A 2,909-nucleotide genomic window follows, 5' to 3' on the forward strand; every position below is an offset into this window, starting at 1 on the left:
TTCCATCGGGAATAAGGATCTGGCAGCCTGAGTTCCCAACTAAAATACTCTCCAGGAAAACCGGGGCGGTTCAGTTCTTTGTTCATTTACTATACGATGACAGGACGAAAAAATGGTTCCCATCGAATTAATCGCACCTTCCTTAATATTATCCCTTAATTCTTCACATGATTCTTACCAAAATGTAGAGTTATCAAAAATTTCAATACGCTATAAAAATACAATTAAATGACATTTTGTCAAGCAAGGGGCAGTTTGGATATAGAGAATTATTGTTCGGTAGGCCTATTTTCTGAACATGCCTACACATCTCAGTAGGGTGTACTCCGCGCTATACGCCATCTGGTGAGGATTTTTTCTAATCGAATAATCTAAATACTATACCGAAATAGCGATGAATTATGACTAAAAAAACCAATGCTTTGGGCATTACACTGGTTAAATAATGAGCTTAACGTACAAAGTTTTCTGATTTCCAAACTGCCCCCCGTATCGCTTAACACGCTCGTAAGAGTCCCTACGGGACGCTAACGAGGAGATACACCCCGTCTCCGGCAAAGCTTCGACGTGATCACTCTGACCGCGCACATAACGCTCTTCGGCTCTGAAAGAGGGTTATGACCCGGTGGGGATGAGGGGTTACCAGCCACAGGCTGGCATGTTGCCGGCTTCGCCGGGTCCTCTGGCGGATGTAACCATAGCGCCATTTTAAGCCTGTTTTCCGCCGGTATGTGCCTGCGGCACATTCTGGGTCGCACAGCGTACTGCTCGAGCTCCTGTCTGCCTTTTTGACAGTTGGCAGAAAAGTATTTTCAGTAACGGCGTGGGTTCGCCCCAAACCCCTTATAGGAATAATCCCAACTACTCATTTTGTTTGATCCGGAATAATGAAATATGGATTTCTTTCATATGATACGTACAATTGAAAGAGCAATAAAAACAGGATGGAATAAATAATTATGTCTTACACTATTTTCATCAAACGTTTATGGCAGAGCGAAAATTCAACAACAAGTGAATTCTCGATATCCGGCACTGAAATCTCCGGTTATTTTCTGGAACGCCCAGGGCCGGATACGACGAAATCAAATTTACGTAAAAGAATCCCTGACGGCTCCTATAGCCTGAAATGGCATGCCAGCAGCAAATTGCGGAAATTCAGTCCATTACCTAATTTGTTCAATGCGAGCGTACCCTCAAGTCGCGCTATACTTATCCATCCAGGCAACGTTCCCGCCGACACGGATGGTTGTTTATTGCCTGGGAAGTCAAAAGGAGATGACAGAATAGGGCAAAGTATGGGGTTATATGAAGAGATTAAGCAATTGATGGTTGATAAAGGGATAGAAAATTTTAATGTATTAATCACCTCATGCTACGTGGATTGCAAAAAATGAAAAAACACACCAGCTTGATGTTCTTTATTTTTCTCGCTGTGTTCTCTCTTCGCGCAATGGCGGCAGTGGAAATAAAAAACGGAGTACTCCAGGCTTACTGGCAACTGAACTGGAATGCTGATGCAACGGTCAATACGCCAGAGTTAGAGTTTCGCTATTTTTCTCTGGGTAATAAAAAGAAAGATAACAAAATAATTGATATTACTGTTAAAGGTAGTGAAGCGCAGAAGATCGCATTTATCAAAAAGAATTTTAAGAATATCCCGGATAACTTCTTTACCTTTAAAGAGTGGTACGTTAACCAACCCGGTACGATTAAAGTACCTGCTGTGGTTAACTATATGGAGTGCAACGCAGATAACTATAAAGCCGATCTGCTGTCATTCCGGCCGGATAATGCTGCGCTAAACGCTGACGATATGATGACTCAGGATTTTGGCGGCTGTGGATCAGATACGCCTTATCTCGTGTTGTATCAGTTGAAAGAGGGTGAAAAGACGTTATCCCTGAAAAGCGAAGCCAGTGAAACAGCGTCAGATTTGGCTTCGGTCAACAGTAATGAAACGCTGGCTAAAATCAGAACCGTCGATAAAGCGTGGATCTATGTAGCAGTTTACGACGAAGCGAAAAAAGGGAATCTGAGCAACAAACGTGGGTTTGTTAGACTAAGCGCTCTGACACCACTGAACTGATAACGCACTACATCGCGAGTGATCAGTCATTGCCACTGCTCATATAGGGGGCAGTTTGGAATAGAGAATTATTGTACGGCAGGCTTGTTTTCTGAACAGGCCTGCACATCACATTAGAGTGTACTTCCGCGCTATACGCCGTTTCCCGTGGATTTTGTCTAACTGGATAACCTAAATGCAATACGGTAAGAGCGTTAACTTAAAAGCGATAGCCACTGACGCTAAATCACCCCTTACGACCTCTACTGGTTAAATAATGCGCTTAACGTACAAAAATTTACGATTTCCAATCTGCCCCCCTACCTGAAGACCACGGCATCACTGGTCCGAGGAAACGCAACGCCTTAAAATCATTCAGACTTAAACCGGGCCAACCCTATACCCCGGAAGGCGATTTCCATATCAAATACAGTTATGAGTTCCCCCTGAAGCGGATCTTCTCTGGACTCAAGAAAGGAAGTGGCAAAAAGTGAGTCATCAGGGTAACGGTAAATACCAAGCTGACCAAATATGCCTCGACTGACAAGCAGAGCAAAATTCACCTGCTCACCAGGCGTGGTTAAACATACACATTCACAGTTTTCTGTCAGCTGCCTGCCATTGCCCCTGAGTTGCAGTTCAACTAACGCATCGGAAATAAACTCACCGCTGACAATCAGAATACAGTCCCCAGCATCAGACGTCAGAGACTGCAAATGCTGAAGTATCGACTTAAAATCTCTGACGCTGTAGTGCTCACGGTAAGTTAAGGAAGGTGCGATTTAATCGGTGGGGTTCAGTGGAGTCCTTAGCTGTATTAGCCTTACCTTAGCTGAGCTGT

At 43.9% G+C, this 2,909-nt stretch carries 3 protein-coding genes; 2 read left to right on the forward strand and 1 reads right to left on the reverse strand.

Annotated features, from left to right (window positions below; genetic code table 11):
- Positions 1–959: 959 nt before the first annotated feature.
- Positions 960–1,397, forward strand: a complete 438-nt coding sequence (locus ACSZPU_RS24760) for a DUF5675 family protein (RefSeq protein ID WP_499004235.1) — start codon at positions 960–962, stop codon at positions 1,395–1,397.
- Positions 1,394–2,089 carry a hypothetical protein gene (locus ACSZPU_RS24765; protein ID WP_499004236.1) on the forward strand — a complete coding sequence of 232 codons (696 nt, stop codon included), beginning with the start codon at positions 1,394–1,396 and terminating at the stop codon, positions 2,087–2,089. Before ACSZPU_RS24760 ends, ACSZPU_RS24765 begins: the two co-directional genes overlap by 4 nt.
- 350 nt (positions 2,090–2,439) lie before the next feature.
- On the opposite strand, the gene ACSZPU_RS24770 is transcribed toward ACSZPU_RS24765, so the two are convergent.
- Positions 2,440–2,784: a hypothetical protein gene (locus ACSZPU_RS24770; RefSeq protein WP_499004238.1), complete on the reverse strand. Its 345-nt coding sequence runs from the start codon at positions 2,782–2,784 to the stop codon at positions 2,440–2,442.
- Positions 2,785–2,909: the final 125 nt, after the last annotated feature.

Source organism: Phytobacter sp. V69, from assembly GCF_965644215.1.
GTDB lineage: Bacteria > Pseudomonadota > Gammaproteobacteria > Enterobacterales > Enterobacteriaceae > Phytobacter.

Excerpts from the sequence above, each read along its gene's own strand:
- ACSZPU_RS24765 (WP_499004236.1), top strand. The coding sequence starts at position 1,394 with ATGAAAAAACACACCAGCTTGATGTTCTTTATTTTTCTCGCTGTGTTC.
- ACSZPU_RS24760 (WP_499004235.1), top strand. The coding sequence starts at position 960 with ATGTCTTACACTATTTTCATCAAACGTTTATGGCAGAGCGAAAATTCA.